The sequence below is a fragment of the Streptomyces sp. SDr-06 genome, assembly GCF_003324565.1.
Lineage (GTDB): Bacteria > Actinomycetota > Actinomycetes > Streptomycetales > Streptomycetaceae > Streptomyces.
The window spans coordinates 39,577-56,653 of record NZ_QOLA01000001.1 but is presented as its reverse complement, the minus strand read 5'-3'; the positions used below and the strand labels follow the sequence as shown (position 1 = coordinate 56,653).

General features: G+C 72.3%; 11 protein-coding genes. 4 read left to right on the top strand and 7 right to left on the bottom strand.

What is annotated here, in order from left to right:
• Window positions 1-219: 219 nt before the first annotated feature.
• A complete protein-coding gene (locus DT019_RS00240) occupies window positions 220-2,076 on the top strand; it encodes a carbohydrate-binding module family 20 domain-containing protein (RefSeq protein ID WP_114034492.1) in 1,857 nt (618 codons plus the stop codon).
• A gap of 61 nt (window positions 2,077-2,137) precedes the next feature.
• Here the strand turns inward: DT019_RS00240 and DT019_RS00235 are convergent, their stop codons facing one another.
• Both DT019_RS00235 and DT019_RS00230 read right to left on the bottom strand, forming a co-directional pair.
• Entirely contained in the window at window positions 2,138-3,874 is a 1,737-nt protein-coding gene (locus DT019_RS00235; RefSeq protein WP_114034491.1) for an MFS transporter, read from the bottom strand.
• A 250-nt stretch (window positions 3,875-4,124) separates the two neighbouring features.
• Window positions 4,125-6,167 carry a phosphocholine-specific phospholipase C gene (locus tag DT019_RS00230; RefSeq protein ID WP_114034490.1) on the bottom strand — a complete coding sequence of 681 codons (2,043 nt, stop codon included), beginning with the start codon at window positions 6,165-6,167 and terminating at the stop codon, window positions 4,125-4,127.
• A gap of 373 nt (window positions 6,168-6,540) precedes the next feature.
• On the opposite strand from DT019_RS00230, the gene DT019_RS00225 reads away from it, so the two are divergent.
• A complete protein-coding gene (locus DT019_RS00225) occupies window positions 6,541-6,822 on the top strand; it encodes a hypothetical protein (protein ID WP_147267243.1) in 282 nt (93 codons plus the stop codon).
• A gap of 130 nt (window positions 6,823-6,952) precedes the next feature.
• Here the strand turns inward: DT019_RS00225 and DT019_RS00220 are convergent, their stop codons facing one another.
• On the bottom strand, window positions 6,953-7,948 hold the full coding sequence (locus tag DT019_RS00220) for a GNAT family N-acetyltransferase (protein ID WP_114034488.1): 996 nt from the start codon (window positions 7,946-7,948) through the stop codon (window positions 6,953-6,955).
• 54 nt (window positions 7,949-8,002) lie between these two features.
• On the opposite strand from DT019_RS00220, the gene DT019_RS00215 reads away from it, so the two are divergent.
• The gene (locus DT019_RS00215; protein WP_114034487.1) at window positions 8,003-8,611 is read left to right on the top strand and encodes a TetR/AcrR family transcriptional regulator; all 609 of its coding nucleotides are present in this window, start codon (window positions 8,003-8,005) and stop codon (window positions 8,609-8,611) included.
• A gap of 125 nt (window positions 8,612-8,736) precedes the next feature.
• Window positions 8,737-10,275 (top strand): carboxylesterase/lipase family protein, encoded by a 1,539-nt coding sequence (locus DT019_RS00210; protein ID WP_114034486.1) that lies wholly within the window; start codon window positions 8,737-8,739, stop codon window positions 10,273-10,275.
• Between the two features lie 60 nt (window positions 10,276-10,335).
• Here the strand turns inward: DT019_RS00210 and DT019_RS00205 are convergent, their stop codons facing one another.
• From DT019_RS00205 to DT019_RS00190, 4 genes are all read right to left on the bottom strand, one after another.
• Complete coding sequence (locus DT019_RS00205) at window positions 10,336-11,139, bottom strand: maleylpyruvate isomerase family mycothiol-dependent enzyme (protein WP_114034485.1); 804 nt, start codon at window positions 11,137-11,139, stop codon at window positions 10,336-10,338.
• Between the two features lie 235 nt (window positions 11,140-11,374).
• On the bottom strand, window positions 11,375-12,601 hold the full coding sequence (locus tag DT019_RS00200; protein ID WP_114034484.1) for a cytochrome P450: 1,227 nt from the start codon (window positions 12,599-12,601) through the stop codon (window positions 11,375-11,377).
• Window positions 12,602-12,654: 53 nt separating this feature from the next.
• Window positions 12,655-13,869 carry a cytochrome P450 family protein gene (locus DT019_RS00195; protein ID WP_114034483.1) on the bottom strand — a complete coding sequence of 405 codons (1,215 nt, stop codon included), beginning with the start codon at window positions 13,867-13,869 and terminating at the stop codon, window positions 12,655-12,657.
• Window positions 13,866-17,024 carry an amino acid adenylation domain-containing protein gene (locus DT019_RS00190; protein WP_114034482.1) on the bottom strand — a complete coding sequence of 1,053 codons (3,159 nt, stop codon included), beginning with the start codon at window positions 17,022-17,024 and terminating at the stop codon, window positions 13,866-13,868. The genes DT019_RS00195 and DT019_RS00190 overlap by 4 nt, the downstream gene beginning before the upstream one ends.
• Between the last annotated feature and the right edge of the window lie 53 nt (window positions 17,025-17,077).

Below are 17,077 nucleotides of genomic sequence, written 5' to 3'. Positions count from 1 at the left end.
GTTTTCCGCGGGTGCTCGGCGCGGGACACCGATGCGCCGGGTCTCGGGACGGATCCGGTACGGGTGGTGCCGGGGGTGGTCGACGGGTTGTGCCGCGCCGTGGTGTCGGCCGACGCCACGGAGCACCTCCCCGCAGCGCCACCGCGCCCGGCGGCCACCCTCCCCAGGGCCGCCCCAGGGTGCGGATCAGCGCTGCCCCCACCAGCCCAGGGAGCCGCCATGACCGCGCCGTCCGACCCAAGAGCGTCCACCATCCTGCCCCGCATCCGCCGCCGCTGGGCCCCGGCCGGTCTCCTCGCCGTGGGCGCCCTGCTCGCGGGCGCCGTACTGCCCGTCGCCCTCCAGGGCACCGCGCAGGCGGCCGCCACCGCCAACGGCGGCGACGTGATCGCCAACCTCTTCGAGTGGAACTGGACATCGGTGGGCCAGGAGTGCGCCACCGTGCTCGGCCCCAAGGGGTACGGAGCCGTACAGGTCGCCCCGCCCGAGGACTCGATCCGGGTCGGCGCCGGCCCCCACCCCTGGTGGGACGTCTACCAGCCGGTGGGCTACGACCTGAACAGCCGGATGGGCACGGAGGCGCAGTTCGCCGCCATGGTGACGGCCTGCCACAACGCGGGCGTCAAGGTCTACGCCGACGCGGTCATCAACCACACCGCCGGAGCCAACCAGACGAGCACCGACTCCTACGGCGGCGCGAGCTTCGACCCGGCGGCCTACAGTTACGGCAGCATCGGCTACGACCGCTCCAGCTTCCACGACTACCCGGCCAACTGCCCCAACTCCGGGAACACCATCAACGACTGGAACAGCGTGCAGCAGGTCCAGGAGTGCCAGCTGGTGTCGCTGTCCGACCTGTACACCGAGAAGGACGACGTCCGCTCCAAGATCGCCGGATACCTCAACAAGCTGGAGGGGTACGGCGTCGACGGCTTCCGGGTGGACGCCGCCAAGCACATCGCCCAGGCCGACATGGCGGCCATCCTCGCGAAGGTCAACGACACCCGGTGGGGCGGCCGGCCCTACGTCTACCAGGAGGTCATCCCGGGCGGCAGCGGACAGCTCGCCCCCAGCGCGTTCGAGGGCAACGGTGGTGTGCTCGAGTTCACCTACGCCCACAAGCTCAAGGACCAGTTCAACGGCAACATCGCCAACCTGAGGACGTTCGGACAGAGTTGGGGCCTTGAGCCCAGCGACAAGTCCGCGGTCATGGTGACCAACCACGACCTGGAGCGCGACGGCAGCACGCTCACCTACAAGGACGGCTCCAAGTACACCCTGGCCCACATCTTCGAACTGGCCTGGGGCTACGGCACCCCGCAGGTGTACGCGGGCTTCCGCTTCAACGGCAACGACGACTCCCCGCCCGCCGACGCGGGCGGCCACGTCACCGACACCGACTGCTCCTCCGGCGCCTGGACCTGCGCCGACCGGGACCAGGGCATCGCCAACATGGTCGGCTGGCACAACGCCGCCAAGGGGCAGAGCGTCGCCAACTGGTGGGACAACGGCGCCAACGCCATCGCGTTCAGCCGCGGCAACGCCGCCTGGGTGACCCTCAACAACAGCGGCGCCGCCGTCACCCAGACCTTCACGACCGGTCTCGCGGCCGGCACGTACTGCGACGTCATCCACGGCGCCCCGCCCGCCGGCGGGGGAGGGGCCTGCTCCGGTCCCGCGGTGACGGTCAACTCCTCGGGACAGGCCACCGTCACCGTCAACGCGGGTGACGCGGTGGCGCTGTACGCGACGGGCTCGCCCACCCCGACGCCCACGACGTCCGGCACGGTCAGCGAGACCTTCCACGAGAACAAGACCACCGTGTGGGGCCAGAACGTGTACGTGGTCGGCTCGATCCCGGCCCTGGGGAACTGGGATCCGAACTCCGCCGTCGCGCTGTCCTCGGCGTCCTATCCGGTGTGGTCGGCCACGGTCGGCACCCCGGCGAACACCCGCTTCGAGTACAAGTACATCGTGAAGGACGGTTCGGGGAACGTCACTTGGGAGTCCGGTGCCAACCGCGTGCACACCAGTGCCGCCTCCGGGTCGGAAACCCTCGACGACACCTGGAAGTGACCGCGTCGTCCCCACTCGCGGGTGGGGACGGCCGCACGGCACACCGCCCGGGCCGGTCCGGCTACTGGATCGGCACGGGCAGGGCCAGGTCCACCGCGACCCGCCCCTCGCCCCCGTGGTGGGTGGCCGAGGACGCAAGGGGCGCGTGGCCCGCGGCCGTCGCGGCCAGGACGTACGCGCCGCCCCGCGGGACCGGCACCGCGTAGCGGCCCGCCTCGTCGGTGTGGGCGGAACCCGCCTGGCGGCCGTGGCGGTCGATCAGAGTGACCTTGGCGTGCGGCACCGGCACGCCGGACGCGGCGAGGACCCGGCCGTGGAAGGCGGCCAGCGCCTCGGTGGCCCGCTCCAGCGCGGCGTCCTCCTCGCTGCTGGCCCGCAACTGCGGCTTGGCGGCGGGACGGCCCTTGGGCAGGAACACGGCGAGCAGCAGCCCACCGGCGACCGCGGCGGTCGCGATCAGGAACGAGACGCGGAAGCCGTGCATGGTCGGCACCTCGACCGGCCCCATCTTCCGTGCGGTGTTGGCGAGCACCATGCCGATGACGGCGCTGGACACCGACGTACCGATCGAGCGCATCAGGGTGTTGAGACCGTTGGCCGCGCCCGTCTCGGACGGGTCGACCGCGCCGATGATGAGCGCGGGGAGCGAGGAGTAGGCGAGGCCGATGCCCGCGCCGACGACCACCGAGATGACGATGGTCTCCCAGGCCGCGTCCATCAGGCCGAGCCCGGCCCCGTACCCGATCGCGATGACCAGCATGCCGAGGATGAGGGTGGTCTTCGGCCCGTACTTGGCCGAGAGGCGGGCGTACACGGGCGCCGTCAGCATCATGGTCAGGCCGAGCGGCGCGACGCACAGACCTGCGACGACCATCGACTGGCCGAGGCCGTACCCGGTGGCCTTCGGGAGCTGGAGGAGTTGCGGCAGGACGAGCGAGATGGCGTAGAAGGCCACGCCGACCATGGTCGAGGCGAGGTTGGTGAGCAGGACCTCGCGCCGGGCGGTGGTGCGCAGGTTGACCAGGGGCGCCTTGACCCGCAGCTCCATCACGCCCCACAGCAGGAGGACGAGCACCGCCGCGCCGAACAGGCTGAGCGTGGTGGTCGAACCCCAGCCCCAGTCGCTGCCCTTGGTGATCGGAAGCAGCAGCAGGACCAGGCCGGCCGAGAGGCCGAGCGCGCCGAGCACGTCGAAGGTGCCCTCGGCCTTGACGGTGCTCTCCGGGACGAACAGGAGGGTGAGCAGGATGGCCACCACGCCCAGGCCCGCCGAGCCGAAGAAGAGGGCGTGCCAGTCGGCGTGCTGGGCGACCAGGGCGGCGAGCGGCAGGGCGAGGCCGCCGCCGACGCCGATACTGGAGCTCATCAGGGCCATGGCCGAGCCGAGCTTCTCGCGGGGCAGCTCGTCGCGCATCAGGCCGATGCCGAGCGGGATCGCGCCCATGGCGAAGCCCTGCAGGGCGCGCCCGGCGATCATCACGAGCAGCGTGCTGGTGAAACCGGCGATCAGCGAGCCGACCACCATGATGGCGAGGCTCGCGAGGAGCATGCGGCGCTTGCCGAACAGATCGCCGAGCCGCCCCATGATCGGGGTGGCCACGGCGCCGGCGAGCAGGGTCGAGGTCATGACCCAGGTGGCGTTGGAGGGCGAGGTGCTCAGCAGCGTCGGCAGGTCCTTAATGACCGGGACGAGCAGCGTCTGCATCACCGCGACCGTGATGCCGGCGAAGGCGAGGACGGGGACGACACCGCGTATGCCGCGAGGCGCGGCCTGCTGGTGGGTCGTCGGCAGGGACATGGCGGGGCCTCCGGAGGCGGGAGAGGTCGGCGGCGGCACCCGTACGGGGTACGTGCGGCATAAACCCGTTTCCCGAGGCGACTATTCCACCGGGGTCCGTGCCGTCCCTTATGTGCGCCAATCTTGACCTGGATGGGAAACGCTTGACCGTTTCATTGCCCCGGGCCTCCCAGGAGACGCTGGGCACGGGTGTGCCGGTGACCACGGCCCCGAGGTCGCTGCCGGAGCCGTGATCCTGGAGGCGGGCTCGTCAGTTCCCCGTCCGTGAGGCGGCTGCCGCCGCGGCCATCGCGGGGTCCGTGACGCTCGGTGCGCCCGTCTCCAGATGCCCGGCGAGGCGGCGCAGGAAGCCGTCGGTGGTGTTCGCGGTGACCGTCAGGTCGTACCAGCCGCTGACCGTGGCGAAGGACGCGGTGACCGGCGCGGTGGTGTGGGCCGGGACGGAGTAGGTCCAGGGTCCGCCGGTCGCGTACGCGTTGTCGGTGACGGTCACGGTGGCCGGGGTGCCGCCGGAGTTGGTGAGGTCCAGGACCACCTGGCCGCCGGTGGTGTCGTAGCGGGTGGCCACCTCCACCGAGGCCGCGGATCCGGCGCAGGCGGTGACGCGGTTGCCCGCGAACCGGCGGTGGAAGCCGTTGGGCCCGTACAGCGACAGGTCGTACGCCCAGGTGGGCGTGCCCGCGACCCAGTAGTCGGACACGGTGGCCCCGCCGGCGACCGTGTACAGCCAGGGGCCGTCCGTGCGGTAGGCGTTGGGATGGACGGAGTACGTCACGCCCGCCGTACCGGTGTTGGTCATGTCGATCCAGAACCGGCCGCCCGCGCAGTCGGTCCTGCCGTTCGCGTTCGGCTGCCAGGGCAGCGCCCGTGCCGGTCTGGTGCCGGACTCCTGCACCGGCAGGGACTGCTGGGCGGGAACCCGGGGCGCGGGCAGGGTGGAGCACTGGGTGTCGGCGCCGGAGACGTAACCGCTGGTGTCGGGCAGGGACGGCCAGGAGGTGTCGGCCGCGGTGAACGCGAAGGCGGACGTCAGGTCGCCGCTCACGGCCCGGCGCCAGGCGCTGATGTTGGGCTCGTGGACGCCGAACCGCTGCTCCAGGAAGCGGATCACCGAGGTGTGGTCGAAGACCTGGGAGCAGACGTAGCCGCCGCGCGACCAGGGCGAGACGACGATGAGCGGGACGCGCGGCCCCATGCCGATCGCCTTGCCGCCGGAGATCTCGCCCGCCGTGCCGACGGAACTGATGCCCTGTCCCGCGGAGGCGGGCGGTACGGGCGGTGGCATGTGGTCGAAGAAGCCGCCGTTCTCGTCGTAGTTGAGGAGGAAGGCGGTCTTGGACCACACGCTCTGGTTGGCGGCCAGCGCCGAAAGGAGCCGGGCCGACAGGTCCTCGCCCCACGCGGGCTTGTAGTTGGCGTGCTCGGACTGGGCGGCCGGGGCGATGATCCACGACACCTGGGGCAGGGTGCCCGCCTCGATGTCGTTCCTGAAGGCCGTCACCAGGTCGGGGACGGTCGCCATGCCCTTGTCGTGCAGGGCCGAACCGGGCTTGGCGTTCTTGAAGTTGGCGAACCAGGCCAGGGCGTTGTCGTCGAAGTTGTCGCTCTGCTGGTAGATCTTCCAGCTGATCCCTGCCGCCTCCAGGCGCTCCGCGTACGTGGTCCAGGCGAACCCGGCGCTCGGCTCGGTGTTGTCGAGGACCGCGCTCTTGCCCACCGAGAGCCCGTTGGAGCCGGTGAACAGGTGCAGCCGGTTCGGATTGGTCTGGGTCAGCGTCGAGCAGAAGTAGTGATCGCACAGGGTGAACGCGTCGGCGAGCGCGTAGTAGAAGGGCAGGTCCGCCCGCTGGAAGTGGCCCATGCCGAGGCCGGGCGTGCGGGCGGTGTTCCAGGCGTCGTACTTGCCGTTGTTCCAGATGGCCGTGTCCACCGGGTAGCTCATCGCCGGGGCGTCGGCACAGATGGCGCTGGTCGTGGCGGTGTCCATGCGGAACGGCAGGATGTAGCCGTCGGAGTTGGCGTACGGCTGGTGGAACACGGACCTGCCGCCCGGCAGGTTGAGGGCGTTGCGGTCGGCGAAGCCGCGCACGCCCCGCATCGTCCCGTAGTAGTGGTCGAACGCCCGGTTCTCCTGCATGAAGACGACCACGTGCTGGATGTCGCCGATGCTGCCCCCGGTGACGGGCGCGGCGAGCGCCTGCTGGAGGGCGCCCGGCAGGGCGGACAGCGCGGCGGCGGAGCCGGTGGCGCCCGCCGCCATGCTGATGAATCTGCGTCGCGTCACGGGACTCATGGGCACTCCTTGAGGTGAGGGCAGTCGACTCCGTGCTCCCTGAACGGGCGTTCTTGGCACGGGAGTTGGCGAGTCGGCGGGGTGCCGGGTGCTGTCTGTGACGCCCGGCCGGGACGAGCCTGACGCCACCGGGTGGCCGAGGGCTGCGGGTTGCCTGTCCGGCGTTCTAACAGGCACTGAAGTTTGGGCTAGTCCCGTTATGTGTTCGTTACTACCCGAGGAAATGCGGCCCGAGGAGTGCGGCGAAGCGCCGTACGGCCTCATCTCATTGAGGGATAGCCGCGCGCTTCCTGTCCCGGAAAGGATGGGTAAGTCAGACATGTGCTGGAGGGGCGCGGCCGCGGCCGTGGCCCCTGTGGGAGGGAGATTCATCATGCGCCGTCGTATCGCCGCGCTCGGCACGCTGGTCGCCGCCGGTGTGCTCGCGCTCGCCGTGCCCGCTCAGGCGGCGACCGGATTCCTGGTCGTCAACGGGGTGCTCCAGGAGAACCCGGGCAGGGGCTGCTACGCGACGTCTTCCCCGGTCTCGGTCCAAAACCACACGAACTCCGTGGTCCTGGTGCATGCCGCGGCGAACTGCCAGGGCCCGGTGACGGCGGAGGTGGACCCCGGGCAGTCGGCGACGACGTTCGGGGCGAGCTACTTCGTCTTCTGACGCCCGGGCGTCCTCCGGCGCCTGGGCGGCGAGGCGCTCGGCGTTCGCGAGCGGAGAGTTCGCCGTGGCGGTCCCGCCGCGGGGGAGGCGGGACCGCCACGGGGAAGGGCCGCGGGCGAGGGGCGCCCCGCTACTCGTCGTCCCAGGACAGGGAGCTCATCTTCCAGCCGGCCGGTGTCCGCACGAACTGGGTGGTCTTGTGGCCGGAGCCCTCGAACCATTCGCCGTTGAGGCGTCCGGACTTGCGGTACGCGCTGAACCGCTGGGCGACCGACCCGAAGACCTCGGTCCGCTCGGCGACCTCCCACTCCGAGAACTCCGTCAGGGTCCCGTCGTTGAGGATCTTCTCGCGGGGCGCCACGAACGAGTCGAGGTCGTAGACCACGGGCTCGTCCCCGGCGTTGCTGATGATCAGCCCCTGCGGAATGAAGACCTCCCGGACGATGCCGACGTCGGGGCGACCGCCCCCGGTGTTGGTGAACGCGCCGAGGAAGGTGGTCATCAGGCGGTCGAGCTCCGCCTTGACCTCGGGCTCGGGCGGGGCGAGGACGGTGTCGGCCGGAAGGTCCGCGCGGTTCCCCTCCGCGGGCGGCCACTCCTCGGCGAGGACCGCCCAGACCTCCGAGTCGTGCCGGACGTCCCGGTACGGGTAGCGCCGGCGCAGCACGCCCTCGCGGGTCATCCCGAGCCGGCGTGCCGCCTGGATGCTGCGGGTGTTGTCGGGCGTGACCCACCATTCGACGCGGCTCATCGCCCGCTCGGTGAACGCCCAGTCGATCAGCACCCGGCACGCCCGCGTCACCAGCCCCCGGCCGGCGCCCTTCTCCTCCAGCCAGCAGCCGATCTCGCACACGCCCGACACCGTGTCGAAGCTCGTGAACATGACCCCGCCGACCAGGGTGCCGTCGAGCCAGATGCCGTAGATCCGGCGGGAGTCCTCGGCCTGCCGTTCCGCGTAGCGCCGCAAGGTGGACTCGGCGCCGGCGAGGTCCGTGCTGAACGTGGCCCAGGGTATCCACGGGTCGACGTAGGGGCGGGCACGGTCCATGTGGGCCAGGAACTCCGGCGCCTGCCAGGGTTCCAGGGGGCGGAGCTGGGCGTCGTCGCCGAGCGGCAGTGCGAACACGGGATGCCTCATTCCACGGGTACGTAACAAGCGTTCGGTATGTAAGGTAGCAGCATGCCGCCCGCCCCCGGAGACCGTGAAGCACGCCGCGAAGACGTATCCCAGGCGGTGTGGGAAGTGCTGGCCGACCGCGGGTTCGGGGGCCTCACCCTGCGAGCCGTCGCCTCCGCCATGGAGGTGTCCACCGGCATGCTCATGCACTACTTCCCGACCAAGCGGGCCCTCGTCGCCCACGCCCTGCAGCTGTTGGAGACCCGCACGGCGGAGCGGCCCCGGCGGGAGCGTCCCGGCGAGGGGATCGCCGCGCTGCGCGCGATGCTCCTCGACATCCTGCCGCTGACCCCGGACGACACGGCCCGCAACCGGATCTGGGTCAGCTCCTGGGACCTCGCCCTCGCCGACGAGGGCCTGGGCGTGGAGCAGGCGGACCGCTACACGCGGATGCGTTCGGCGATCAGCCCGCACCTGGAGGCCGCGCGCACCGCTGGCGAGCTGCCCGAGTCGGCCGACCCGGAGCAACTGGCCGCCACCGCCGTGGCGTTCACCCACGGACTCGTGGTCCAGGCTCTCTTCGACCCGGCCCGCTTCCCCGAGCAGGTGCAGATCGCCCTGCTCGACGACTTCCTCGCGTCGATCACTGGACGGCCCGGCCGGGACCGGTAGGGCCGCGAGCCGCCGCCGCTCGGCGCCGTTCTGTCGTAATTGGCTGGCGCGGTACGGGACCCGCGCAGGATGATGCGCTGCGGACGGAGGCGGTGCGGCCTCCACCCTTGCGAAGGGGCGTCGCGATGACTGGTGCCGGGTCCGATCCTTCCGCCTCACGGCCCGAAGTCCGCTCGCCCGGTGGGGTGTTGCGCGGCACCATGGAGGCCGGAGTCGCGGACTTCCGGGGCATCCCGTTCGCCGAGCCACCGGTCGGCGCGCTGCGGTTCGCCGCGCCGCGGCCCGTACGTGGCTGGAGCGGTGTGCGGGAGGCCGCCTGCTACGGGCCGCCGCCACCCCAGGCCGCCCATTTCGGCATGGACGCCCTGGCGGGGGACCCGGCGGATGACGACTGGCTCACGGTCAATGTCTGGTCGCCCGTATGCGAACGCGGCGCGGGGCTCGCGGTGATGGTGTGGATCCACGGCGGGGCCTACGTGATCGGCATGTCGGGTCTGCCGGAGTACGACGGCACCCGGCTGGCCCGGGACGGCGGGGTCGTCGTGGTGACCTTCAACTACCGCGTGGGACTTGAGGGTTACGCGCAGATCGAGGGGGCCCCGGCCAACCGGGGCCTGCTCGACCAGGTGGCCGCCCTGGAGTGGGTGCGCGACAACATCGAGGCCTTCGGCGGCGATCCGGGACGGGTGACCGTCTTCGGCCAGTCGGCGGGCGGGGGATCGGTGGCCGCACTCCTCGCCACGGACCGGGCGGCAGGGCTCTTCCGCCGCGCCGTCGCGCAGAGCGCACAGGGCACCTACTTCTCACCGGAGCTCGCGGCCGACATCACGGCCGCCTGCGCCGCCGAGCTCGGACTGCGCCCGACGGTGGCCGACCTGGCGGACGTGCATCCGCGGCGGTTGTCCGCGGCCGGTGACGTGATCGCCGCGAAGGCCGGTCAGCGGGGGCACCGCTGGGGCCGCGCGGCGCGACGGTCGGTGTTCTTCGCGCCCGTCGTGGACGGTGACACGCTGACCGCCCCACCGTGGCAGGCCCTGGCCGACGGCGGCGGGCGTGCCATCGACCTCATGGTCGGCCACACCCGTGACGAGCAACGCCTGTTCACCGTGCTCGACGGACTCCTCGGCCGGGTGACCGAGGAGCAGGCGGCGGCCGCCCTCGATGCCTTCGCACCGGAACCGGACGGCGCACGCCGCTACCGCGAGGCGTTTCCCTTCGCGAGCCCGGACGAGCTGTACGAACTGGTCCAGTCCGACTGGCTGTTCCGGATGCCGACCCTCCGCCTGGCTGAAGCCCAGGTGGCCGGCGGAGGCCGGGCGCACCTGTACGAACTGACCTGGCCCGCGCCCGGCATGGGCGGTGCCTTCGGCGCCTGCCACGGCCTGGACGTGCCCCTGGTCTTCGGCACCCTGGACCGTGGTCAGCCCGCCGCGCTGATCGGGGAAGCGCCGTATCCGCAGGCGGAGGACCTGTCCGCGCGGATGCGCGCCGCGTGGACCGCCTTTGCCACGCACGGAGATCCCGGCTGGCCCGCCTACGACACCCGCCAGCGCCAGGCCCGGCTCTTCGACGTCGAGTCCACCGTCGTTCCGTACCCGGAGGAAGCCTCGCGCCGGATCTGGAGTGATCATCCCTTCCCCGCGCTGCCGCTGACCGGGTGCTGACGTCGTGGGCTCGGCGCGGGGGCGGAGGCGAAGCGCGGCGAGGCGTCGGGACGGTCGCGGCTACAGCGGCGGGACCAGCTTGAAGTAGCGCTCCAGGAGGGCGCCGTCGCCCCGGACCTCCAGGCCGTCGGCGGGGATGCGGTGCCACAGGAACAGCATCAGGTCCGAGGCCGTGGCCGTCAGTTCGACGTCACAGCATCCGGTGCCCGAGTTCAGCCGGACGCCGTCCGGGTCCAGCTGCACGATCCAGACGCCGGAGCCGTCGGACTGCCGGAACCGGAGCCGTTCGCCCTGCCCCGCCGGGGCGTTCTGGCGGGCGCGGCGGGCGGGAGCCATGACCTCGAAGGTGTGGCGCACGGCGTCGGCGGCGAGCAGGCGGTCCACCGGCCGGGGGTCGCCCAGGGCGTTCTCGATGTCCCAGAGGTGTACGGACGCCTCGATGGCCTGCATGCGCTGCCAGAAGCCCACGGACTGCTCCTGCGACCAGGACCACACCCGTTCGGCGGGATCGTGCTCGGTGAACACGGTCGCCAGCCGGGAGGCCCCCTCGTGGAACCATCCGACGAGTTCGGAAGGCAACAAGGCCTGGTTCGGGGCGTGTTGAGGATTCGGCCAGCCCTCCGGGTTCGCGGGGAGGGACAGGAACGTGAAGTCGGTGTCGTCGGGCTGGTCGAGGAGCCCCTCGCCGATCACGCGGCTCACATAGCGGTGCACGGCACCCAGATGGAAGACGAGATCGGCCACCGACCAGCCCGGGCACGAAGGGACCAGCGGAATCCCGTGGGCGCCCGCCTTCCCCGACGCCTTGAGCGCGGCGTTCTCGAAGGCCTCGATGTCGCGGCGGAACCGACTCACATAGTCCATGTCCCCGAGCACTCCTTAACCAGCATGGGCCGACTGTGCTGCCAACGGGTCCGCGACGAAGGGGGGTTGAGCCGGACGGGGCCGGGCTTCCCCGCGCTGTGCGGGCGTAGCTCCAGTCCAGCACCGTGATCACCCACTCCGCAACCCGGCGCTCAGGACGGCTGCCCCCGCCCGGACGAGGCGGGGGCAGCAGCGCGTCACGGCGTGGGCGCCCTTCGGTGAAGGCGCGTCCGGCTCACCAGGTCACGGGGAGCTCGGCCGCCATGATGGCCATGCGGTTGGGGTGCCAGGGAACCTCCGTCGGCGGGACGGCGAGACAGATGCCGGGCAGGTGGTCCAGGAGGGTGCGGAAGGCGACCTCGGACTGACGCCGCACCAGATGGGCGCCGGGGCAGTGATGGCGGCCGTAGCCGAAGCGGAGGTGCGGGTTGGGGGAGCGGGCGGGGTCGAAGGTATCGGCGTCGGGGAACGCGGCCGGGTCGTAGTTCACCGCGTCCAGGGAGAGCAGGATCATCTCGCCCTCCGTCACCTTCGCGGGGCCGAGCCGGGCGTCGCGGGTGACGAAACGCGGGATGGCGTTGCCCAGGACGACGCTGCAGCGCAGCAGCTCCTCCACGCACTGCGGCATGGTCTCCGGGCGCTCTCTGACCCTGCTCATGGCCTCGGGGTGGCGCAGCAGATTCAGGGAGGCGACGCCCAGGAAGCTCGCGAAGTCCTCGTAGCCGCTCACGAAGAGAACGGACACGATGTTGGAGAGTTGACGCATCGTCAGTCCTTGATGAGGGGCGTTGAGGTCGGCCAGCCGGTCGGCCAGGCCACGGGGCCTGCCCGGGTCGCGGGCGGCCATGTGCTCCTGCATGTACTGGCGTACCTCCTCCCAGTTGCGGGCCAGTTCCTCGTGGGTGGGGGTGACCATGGTCAGGTCGAGGTCGGCGCGGCGGGCCAGCCACGCGTGGTCCTCGAAGGGCAGGCCGAGCAGACGGCACATGCACTGGGCGGCGACCCACTCCGCGAAGTGACGCTGGAGGTCGCCGGGGGCGCCGTCGCGGACCATCGCGTCGAGGCCCTCGCGGGTCACGCCCTCGACCCAGTCGGCCGGCAGGGCGGGCTGGTTGCGGCCGAGCGCCTTGAGGACTTCGTCGCGCAGCCCCGCCTTCTGGAGGTGGTTCATGGCGTCGAGCAGTTCGGGCGCCATGATCGGGGCGTCCTGCGCGGGGCTGGTCGCCTCCGCGAGCACCGAGCGCCCGAAGGCGCGGTCGCGCAGCACATGCTGGGTGAGCTCGTAGCCGGTGACCAGCCAGGCCTGATCACCGGAGTTGGCGCGGACCCGGGCCACCGGGCAGCTGCCGCGCAGCTCGGTGAGTTCCGGGGCGAGCCGGTCGCCCCGGGTGCTGAACGGGTAGTGCGGGAGGGAGTCTTCGTGCGGGGTCGCCCCGGTGGCGGGGGCGTGCGGTGCGGTCACGGGATGCGGGCCTCTCTCATCGGGTCGCGTACGGTGCGGCGGAACGGGCGGAGTCACCACCGCACGGGCAATCGGGCCGGGGCGCGCAGCGGGGAGGTCTCGTCCCAGGCGATGGCCTCGGGCGGCGCGGCCAGCTCGATCGCGGGCAGCCGCTCCAGCAACACCTCGATGGCGATGGCCAGTTGCAGCCGGGTCAGGTGTCCGCCCAGGCACGCGTGCGGACCGTGGCCGAACGCGAGGTGCGCGTTGGGCGCCCGGGTGAGGTCGAGACGGTCGGCGTCTGCGAACGCCTCCGGGTCGCGGTTGGCGGACGCGGGCACCGGGACGACCGCGTCACCGGCCCGGATCCGCTGCCCGTGCAGGGTGAAGTCCTCGGTCGCGACGAGGATGTTGATGGCGTTCATCAGCGGGACGTACCGCAGCAGCTCCTCCACCGCGCTGCCGATCCGCTCGGGCGCTTCGCGCAGGCCGCTCAGCTGGTCGGGATGGGTGAGCAGGGCGAGCAGGGCGTTGCCGGTGTGCTGGATGTTGGTCTTGTAGCCCGCCATCAGCATGGTGACGACGAAGCTGACGACGTCGTCCCGGCTCAGCCGGCCGCCCGGCCGCCGGGCCTCCGCCAGGAGTGCCCCGATGTAGTCGTCGCCCACGCCGTCCTTCTCCCGGGCGCAGATGAGCTCGTCGGCGTAGTCCTGGAGCGCGTACAGGGCCGCGAGCACCTCATCCATCGTGAGCCCGGCCGCGCCGAGCAGCGTGAGGGTGTGCGGCAGGTAGATCTCGCGGTCCTCGTAGGGCAGGCCGATGGTCTCGCACAGCACGCGCAGCGGCAGCGGCTCCGCGTAGGACGCGACGAGATCCGCCGTCCTGCCCTCGCCGGCCCCGGCCACCATCGTGTCGACGAGTTCCCCGGCCATCGCCCGGATCCGGGGCCGCATGCCTGCGAGACGGCGGCGGCCGAACATCGGCAGGACGACGCGGCGTACGCGCTCGTGGTGCTCGCCGGTCATCTCCAGGAAGGTCGGCAGGGCCGGTGGCGGGGCATCGGCCCCCGCGCGCGGCGGCCACGCCGACAGGAGCGGCCGGACGAGCCGGGGGTCGGCGAACGCGGCCCGCGCGTCCTCGTACCGGCTGATCAGCCAGCCGCTCTCGCCGTTGGGCAACTCCGCTTTGACGACGGGGTGTTCGGCCCGCAACCGGGCGTACGCGCACGGCGGGCCCGCCGTACCAGGTTGGACCTGCGGTACCGGGATGAGGGCTTCGGGACAGCTCATGCGGCGTCCTCCGATCCCGCCCCGGGTGCGTACGGCGTGCCGCGGTGCGGCGGGTGACCTGGGCGTGCGATGTAACCGGACGCGAAGAAGTACTCCAGGTAACGGTCGAGGAGTGCCGCGTCGACCGGCGGGCAGTGCAGCCCGCTGCCGGCCAGCGCCTGCTCGGCGTTGCTTCGGCCCAGGACCGGGAAGGTGCCCTTGAGGTACATCTCCTTGACGGACATGTCGCCGTCGCGAACGCGGTCCACACACAGGGACACGAAGGGCGCCGTGGCGCTCGTCGGGTGCTCGGCGACGTACCGGACCAGCTCGCCGACCCACTGTGCGTACGGCAGGGTCCGCAGGGTGATGCCCGTGGACCGCATGCGGTCCAGGACGTCCGACAGCATCGCCGGACGGGGGTTGGTGAGGTGGTAGACGCGGCCGTCGGCCGGCTGGTGGGTGGCGATGTGGACCACTGACTCGGCGAGGTGGTCCACGGGGACGAAGTCCATCGGCAGCTCGATGTCGGGGGCCAGACCCGTCTCGGCGATGGTCTTGAACAGGGAACAGATGGCCGTCTCGGTGTTGCACGCGCCCTGCTCCCGGTCGCCGGTCACCTCGTACGGCCGGTACACGGCCACCGGAAGGCCCTGCCGGGAGGCCTCGCGCAGGACGCCTTCGGCGACCCACTTGCTCTCCGCGTAGCCCATGGTGAGCCGGTCGGCGTGGGCGAGCGGCAGGTCCTCGGGCACGTCGCGCACCCCGGCGGTGCCGAATCCGGCGGCGACGGCGACGGTCGAGACGAAGTGCACGGGCACCCGGCGCGGGGCCGCGATCCGGATGACCTCCCGGGTCCCGTCGACGTTCGCCGGGCGCAACTGCTCGTACGGATAGAGGAAGTTGACGCGGGCGCCGTTGTGCACGATCAGGTCGAGGTGACGGCTGAGGGTGGCCGCGTGGGAGGCCGAGAGACCCAGGCCCGGATGGGTCAGGTCACCGGGGAAGCACTCCACGCGCCGCCACTCGGCCTCGTCCAGGCGCAGCCCGTAGCGGTCGAGAGCGGTGCGTACGCGCTGCTTGGCGTGTGCCGGGTCCGACGCCCGGACGGGGCAGTGGACGCGGGCGGCTGTCGTGCGCAGGAGGCGGTGCAACAGGAACACGCCGACGAAGCCCGATGCTCCGGTGAGCAGCACGTCCTTGGGGTCCTGAGGGGTGGGCGCCGGGCCCTCGGCGGGCGGCAGGGTGAAGCCGAGCCCGGTCTCGCTCACGAAGTCGACGACGGGCTCGGCCCCCGCGCCGGTGCCGCCCCGGGCCTCGCGTACGGCGGCGGTGAAGCCCTCCAGCGTGGGGGTGGCCAGCAGGGCCCTGATCAGGGTCGAGCCGAGGCCGGCGTCGAGCCCGAGCAGGGCCAGGGTGCGGGTGACGGCCTCCGAGGCGAGCAGGGAGTCGCCGCCGAGGAGGAAGAAGTCGTCCTGGGGCACCGGACGCACCCGCAGGACCCGCTGCCACACCTCGGCGAGCACGTCGAGCAGCCCCTCGACCTTCGGCCCGCCCCGCTCCGGGGTGCTCGCCGCGCCGGTGTCGGGGCCGGGCGGCGGGGTGACGGACTTCAGCCGGGCGCGGTCGACCTTGCCGCCGCTGGTCACCGGGAGGTGGTCCAGGGGCACGAGGGCGGGGACGGCCTGCGGGGGCAGCCACTGGGCGCAGTAGGCGCGCAGGGCGGCGAGCGCCGGGGTGCGGCCGGGGGTGGTGGGGGTGACGTAGGCGGTCAGGGCGTCCGGGCCGGCCTCGACGGCGGCTTCACCGACCTCGGGATGGGCCCGCAACCGGGCCTCCACCTCGTCGAGTTCGATGCGGGCGCCGCGCAGCTTGACCTGGCGGTCCAGGCGGCCGCGGTACTCTAGGAGGCCGTCGGCGTCCCACCGGACCCGGTCTCCGGTGCGGTACAGCGGTCCGCCGGGTTCGACGGCGGGCAGCGAGACGAACCGCTCGGCGGTCAGCCGGGCGTCGCCGAGGTAGCCCAGGGCCAGTCCGTCCCCGCCGACGTACAACTCCCCTTCCTCGCCCGGCCTCGCGACCGAGCCGTCGGGGCGCAGGACATGGCAGGTGGTGGCGCCGAAGGGGCGGCCGAGGGGGACGTGTGCGGCGTCCCGCGGCAGGGGGCTCAGGACGTGCGCGGTGGAGACGACCGCGTTCTCGGTCGGGCCGTAGAAGTTCACCACCGTGGTGTCGGGGCAGGCCGCGAGGACGGCGTTCGCGAGGTGCGCGTCCATCGCCTCGCCGCCGGCGGAGACGAAACGCAGTGAGGCGAGCGCGGCGGGGCGGGTCCGGGCGATCAGGTGGAACACGCTCGTCGTCAGGTAGGCCACGGTCACCCCGGCCGTGCGGAAGAGCCGTTCCAGCGCGGCGGGGGAGAGCAGTTCCGCGCGGTCGGCGAGGACCAGGCAGGCGCCGGTGAGCAGCGCGCCCCAGATCTCGATCGTCGAGGCGTCGGAGGACAGGCCGTACGCGTGCAGTATCCCGTCGCCCGGTCCGGGCGGGGGCAGTTCGGGCTCGGACAGCACCAGGCGCACCACGCCACGGTGCGGCACGGCGACCGGCTTGGGGCGGCCGGTGGTCCCCGAGGTGAAGGCCACGTACGCGCAGTCCGTCGCGGAGCCGGTCCGCGCGAGGGCGGGCCGGTCGGCGGCGGCGATGGTCCGGTCGAGCGGACCGACCTCGACCGACGCGCGTAGACCGCGCACACGGCGGGTGCTGCCGGGCAGGGTGACCGCGGCGCTCAGCCCCGCGTCCTCGGCCATGGCCCGCAGCCGGGCCGGTGGGAGGTCCTCGTCCAGCGGCACGTAGGCGCAGCCCGCCTTGAGGATCCCGAGCAGCGCCACCAGTGCCTCCAGCGAGCGGCTGCCGCACACGCCTATCAGGTCGCCGGGGCGGACGCCGCGGGCGAGCAGGCGGTCCGCCAACGCGTCGGCGTGGGCGTCGAGTTGGCCGTAGGACACGACGCGCTCGCCGTGCCGGGCGGCCGGTGCTTCGGGCCGGGCCGCGGCCTGGGCCTCGAAGAGCTCCGGGATGAGGCTGTCCCGCGGGTAGGCGGGCGCGGGTGTCCGGAGCGCCCGGGGCGCGTAGGCGGCCGAGGGGCGCGTGCGGGATAACGGAACGTCGGTGTGGTTCATCAAGTCCTTCTTGCTCGAACGGCTTACGTGCGCGGGGCCTGCGCGGCCCGCGC